Source organism: Frankia sp. AiPs1, assembly GCF_023716945.1.
Classification (GTDB): Bacteria; Actinomycetota; Actinomycetes; order Frankiales; family Frankiaceae; genus Frankia.
The window spans coordinates 1-5,089 of sequence record NZ_JAMQQF010000443.1 but is presented as its reverse complement, the minus strand read 5'-3'; the positions used below and the strand labels follow the sequence as shown (position 1 = coordinate 5,089).

The window sequence follows — 5,089 nt, the reverse complement described above, 5'->3', positions numbered from 1 at the left end:
GTCGCGCCGTCCCCGGCCGAGGCGGCGGTCGCCACCCCGTCGGGTCGGCCGGGGTCGTCGGCGGTGGCGAACCGGCCGCCAACCACCATCACCAGCCGGTTGTCATGGACCCCGGCGAGCACCTCAAGCTGGGCCGTGCGGGCCAGCCGGTGCACCTCGTCGATCACCGCCTCCGGCGCGTTGCCCTCGGCCCCGCCGACGATGACGGTCACGGCCGGCGGGTTGCGCCAGCCCACCGCCGCCGCCCGCGACGGCAGCGCCCGGTCGACCTCGCCGCGCACCACGTGATCGACGACCAGTGCCTCCAAGCGGGCGTCCCAGGCGCCGCGCTCCTCGGCGGCGCGGGCGTAGACGACCGCCCCGGCGAAGGCGATGTCGCGGGAGTAGCGCAGGACGTCGGCGAGCAGCCGCAGCTCGTCCTCCGGACCGGCCAGGTTCGGCACCTCGGCCTCGATCGCCTCCACCGCGACCCGAACCAGATCGACCAGGCGGCGGAAGGTCACCGCCCGCACGAGCTCGCGCGGGGCGACCCGGAAGACGTCCTCCGACAGCTCCCGGGCATGTTCGGGCCGCCGGCACCACTCGACGAACGAAGAAATGCCGGCCTGCACCACGAGTTGGATCCCGGCCCGATGGCTCGCCGACATGGCCGGGAACCAGGGCAGGACCTCGCTCATCCGCGCCGCGGCCCGGGAGGCGAGCATCCCGCTGGAGCGTTCGACCCGTCGGACCACATCCTCGCTCGTGCCGCCGACGGTCGCCGGTCCCGACCCGTCGCCGGTCCGGGCCGCTGTTCGCTGGCTGTCCAACGGGGGGATGCGCTGGTCCGGGTAGTCGTCGAGGGCGGGCAGCTCGCCGGGGGCCGCCGTGCCGAGGGCCGGGGTGCGCACACCGCGTCTGGCCCGCCCGCGTGCGGCGATGCGCCGCCGCGCCGCCGCCCGATCGGCCTCCGCCGGCGTGGGGTCGCCGTCCCCGTCGCCCGCCGAGACGAAGGGGCCGTCCGACGGGGCACGTGGCTCGTTCGACGGGGCGGGTGAATCGTCCGAGTCAAGGCGGCTCTCGGCCGCGTCACCTGGGCTGTCCGGGGCGGAAGGCGAGCGCGCGGCGCGCGGCGCCGGCAAGCCGCTACCGGGCGTTTTCGCTGGTCGCGGGGATCCGCTGCCGCGCCTGCCCGTCCCGTCCGACGGGTCCGAGGGGATACCTGCCACGTCCGCCAGCATGCCTCAGCCCTCCGCTCGGGATGTGGATTGTCGTTCCCGAACGGATGGTCCGGACGGGCCTGTGACGCGCGTGAGCGGGTGTGTTCCCACCTCGCGCCGGCCACGCCCGATAGTGCCTGTGCGGGGCGTCGGCCGCGAGCAGCCCGCTGTGCGGCGTGTCCGGCCCAAGGCCGGCGGACCGGGCGGGCCCGACGGGGCGGAGTGCACCAGGGGAGGCCCCGCGCGACCGGCTGCGGGGACCGACGATGCTTGAGGGCATGCGCGAGGTGAGCATCCAGGGTGACGCGATCCGGCTGGGCCAGTTTCTCAAGCTCGCCGACATCGTCGGCGTCGGGTCGGATGTGAAGGGGCTGCTGTCGGGCGGCATGGTGCGGGTCAACGGAGAGGTGGAGACCCGCCGGGGGCGCCAGCTCGTCCCCGGCGACGAGGTCGTGGTGCCGGGGGAGCGGCTGCGGGTGGGTTGAGGCTGCCGGCTGGGCTGAGGAGGCGGGCGGTCTGGTCAGAGCTGGTCGGAGAAGGTGTTCGCCCAGCTCCGGACCTTCGTCACGTACGCCCGGGTCTCGCCGATGTCGGGGATGCCGCCCGCGAGGCGCACGGCGTCCGGCCCGGCGTTGTAGGCGGCGAGGATCAGCGAGACGCGGTCACCGGGCAGGTGCGAGACCTGCTCGGCGAGCCGCGATTCGTAGTACGCGGCGGAGGGGATGGCGTCGCGGGGGTCCAGCGGATCCGCCACGCCGTCCTCGTTGCCGTCGAGCCCGAAATCCGCCCAGGTGGTGGGCAGGAACTGCATGATGCCGCGGGCGCCGGCGGGTGACACCGCCCGCGCGTCGAACCTGCTTTCGACGCGTGCCTGCGCGGCGAGCTGGGCGGGGGTCAGGATGCCGTATGCGGTGGCGGCCGAGCGGAACACCGGGATCAGGTCGTCCGGCACGCGGTGGGTTCGCCGCAGGATGCCGCAGCCCGCCACCAGCGTGACCGCGAGCAGAGCGGCCAGGACTGCTTGCAGGGACACCCGGTGGACCATGTGTGCATCTTCCGTCAGCGGCGGTGGGCGTCGGCGGGGGTCCGGTCGGCCACGGCAGTTCGGCCACGGCAGTGCAGCCACGGCAGTCCGGTCGCCTCCGCTGCCGGCGTGGTCTAGGCGACCAGGACCTGACGCAGCGCGGTCAGGTCCGACTCGGCGAGACCCGCCTTCAGGGCCCAGTCGGCCGGGCCGCCCCAGCCGGCGTCGACGCCGGCGAGGAAGCCGCGCATGACCTCCGGACGACAGGAGAGCTGGTCGGGCGTGAGCGGGGCGGTCGGCCGGTTGTAGGAGGGACGTTTCGCCAGGCGCGCGTTGACCAGGTGGATCCGTTCGTTGGTTTGCGCGTAGTCGGCGACGATGGCGTCCCGGTCGACCCCGGCGATGCTCAGCAGCAGGGCCGCGAGGACGCCGGTGCGGTCCTTGCCGGCAGCGCAGTGGAACAGCGCGGGGCCCGCGGTGGGCTGGGCCAGCACCCGCAGCGCCTGTGCCACGGCGGGACCGGCCAGCCGCAGGTAGTCCAGGTAGTGCTCGATGCGGTCGACCGAGTCGAGGTCCCGGACGATCGCGGGATACCGCGGGTCGTCCGGCATCACCCACTCACCGGGCAGAAACGACAGGTTGTGATAGTCGATGGGCTGCTCGGCGAGTGGACCTCGGCCCTCCCGGGCTGCCTCCTCCCTGGCCCGCAGATCGATGATCGTCCGCAGGCCGAAGGTCTCGCGTAGCAGGAGGACGTCGGCATCGGTCAGCGTCTGCACCGAATCGGAGCGCAGGAACACGCCGTGCCGGGTGGCCGCTCCGTCGACGGTGGGCAGCCCGCCGAGATCACGTACGTTGTCACAGCCCGCGAGGTTGAACCAACGCTCCACAAGCCGATCCTAGGGCCATCGGCGGTACCCGCCGGGCCGAAACGGGCGAATCGGTGCTGCCGGCAACCGCGGACCCGCCCGGGCTGGCGGCGTCCTCAGCCCGATGCCGGGGCGTCGCGTTGGCCGGGCGGGTGGCCAAGGTGGTCGCCGAGGAGCCGGGGCCGGTCGGGGACGGCGTTGATCGGCCGGGCCGGCACACCCGCGACGACCTGGGCGGCGCGGATGTCGTCGGTGACGACGGAGCCGGCACCGACGACGGCGCGGTCGCCGACGCTGCGGCGGGCGACGATGTTCGCCTGGGCGCCGATCCACGCCTGGGCACCGACGGCCACCCCGCCGGAGATCCGCGCGCCCGGCGCGAGCGTCACGTAGTCGCCGAGGCGGCAGTCGTGGGCCACGCTGGCGCCGACGTTGACCACCACGTGCCGGCCGGTGCGGACGTTCGTGGTGATGCTGGCCAGCGCGCAGACCACGGTGCCGGGTCCGAGGCGGACGTCGCCGCCGAGGCTGGCGCGGGGGTGGACGAGGGTCGCCGGGCGCCGGCCGTGGACGCTGGCGTATCGGTCGACGCGCAGGCGGGCGGCGGCGTCGCCGAAGCCGATCAGGTAGTCGGCGTCGAGGCGGCCGAGCATGTCCAGCCCGCCGAGCAGGGGCGCGCCGCGGCGAGCGACGGGGTCGGGGTCCGCCGACCCGTCGTCGAGGAAGCCGAGGAAGGCGTAGCGGGTTCGGCCGTCGGCGGCGTTGACCGCCTCGACCACGTCGAGCAACTCCCGGCCGTGGCCGCCGGCGCCCACGATGACCAGCGAGCGCGGGTGGTCGGGCACGCGGTGACCGTAGACCCGCATCTCTATGAGTTCAACATGACACTCACAGTAGCCGGATGGGTGATGTTCTTGCCCGCCTCCGCGCGGGGTGGCCGGCGGATCAGATCGGCTCTACTACTATCAGCATCCTTCTGAACTCGAAGGGTGATGTCGGTGAAGGTAGTCGTGACGGGTGGTGCCGGCTTTATCGGTGCTCACCTGACCAGAGCGCTGCTCGCCGCCGGGACCGAGGTGGTGGTGATCGACGATCTCAGTACCGGGGCGGTGTCGAACCTCGCGGGCCTGCCCGTGGAGCTGGTGATCGGCAGCGTCACCGACCGGTCCCTGGTCGAGGAGGCATGCACGGGGGCGGGGAGCATCGTGCACCTGGCCGCCCGGCCGTCGGTGGAGCGCTCACTGCTGGACCCCATGGCCACCCACACGGTCAACGCGACGGGCACCCTGACGGTGCTCGGCGTCGCCCAGCGCGCCGAGACGCACGTCATCGTCGCCTCGTCGTCGTCCGTCTACGGCGGGGCCGGGCCGCTGCCCCGCGCGGAGGACGCTCCCACCCTGCCACGCAGCCCGTACGCGGCCTCCAAGCTCGCCGCGGAGGGGTACGCGCTGGCCTACCAGGCCGGGTTCGGCCTGCCCGTGCTCGCCGTCCGGCTGTTCAACGTGTTCGGCCCGTACCAGTCGGTGGGGCACGCCTACGCCGCCGTCGTTCCCACCTTCATCGACGCCGCGCTCGCGGGACGGCCGCTGACGGTGCACGGCGACGGCCGCCAGACCCGGGACTTCACCTACGTGACGGGTGTCGCCGGCATGCTGTGCGACGCGGCGATCCGCCGGGTGAGCCATCCGCGGCCGATCAACATCGCCTTCGGCACCCGCACGGATCTGCTCACCGTCATCGGCGAGCTGGAGCGCATCGTCGGGCGCCGTCTGAGCGTGCACCACGGCGCTCCCCGCACCGGCGACGTCCGCGACTCCCAGGCGGACGCGGCGACGATGCGGACGCTGTTCCCCGATGCGACCGGTCTGGATCTCGCCGCCGCGCTGGAGGCGACGGTCGCCTGGTACGCCGACCGGACCGGCGCGGCCCCGAGCACCACCGGTGCCGGCGCGGTGCCCAGCGCGCCGGCAGCCGAGCGACCGTGACCCACCGCCGCC

The 5,089-nt window shown here is 74.0% G+C and carries 5 protein-coding genes and 1 pseudogene; 2 read left to right on the top strand and 4 right to left on the bottom strand.

All coding sequences use genetic code 11. The features are described from left to right. Positions 1–890: pseudogene (locus ND748_RS24880) on the bottom strand (hypothetical protein); the annotation flags it as partial. 575 nt (positions 891–1,465) lie between these two features. Here ND748_RS24880 and ND748_RS24875 point away from each other — a divergent pair. Beyond that, on the top strand, positions 1,466–1,684 hold the full coding sequence (locus ND748_RS24875) for an RNA-binding S4 domain-containing protein (protein ID WP_251748420.1): 219 nt from the start codon (positions 1,466–1,468) through the stop codon (positions 1,682–1,684). Positions 1,685–1,719: 35 nt separating this feature from the next. Here ND748_RS24875 and ND748_RS24870 read toward each other — a convergent pair whose 3' ends face one another. From ND748_RS24870 to ND748_RS24860, 3 genes are all read right to left on the bottom strand, one after another. Next, complete coding sequence (locus ND748_RS24870; protein WP_251748418.1) at positions 1,720–2,244, bottom strand: lytic transglycosylase domain-containing protein; 525 nt, start codon at positions 2,242–2,244, stop codon at positions 1,720–1,722. A gap of 113 nt (positions 2,245–2,357) precedes the next feature. After that, positions 2,358–3,113 (bottom strand): tyrosine-protein phosphatase, encoded by a 756-nt coding sequence (locus tag ND748_RS24865; protein WP_251748417.1) that lies wholly within the window; start codon positions 3,111–3,113, stop codon positions 2,358–2,360. A gap of 95 nt (positions 3,114–3,208) precedes the next feature. Continuing rightward, entirely contained in the window at positions 3,209–3,937 is a 729-nt protein-coding gene (locus tag ND748_RS24860; protein ID WP_251748416.1) for an acetyltransferase, read from the bottom strand. Between the two features lie 153 nt (positions 3,938–4,090). Between ND748_RS24860 and ND748_RS24855 the strand changes: the two genes are divergently transcribed. Next, positions 4,091–5,077, top strand: a complete 987-nt coding sequence (locus ND748_RS24855) for an NAD-dependent epimerase/dehydratase family protein (RefSeq protein ID WP_251748414.1) — start codon at positions 4,091–4,093, stop codon at positions 5,075–5,077. The last annotated feature ends 12 nt before the right edge of the window (positions 5,078–5,089 follow it).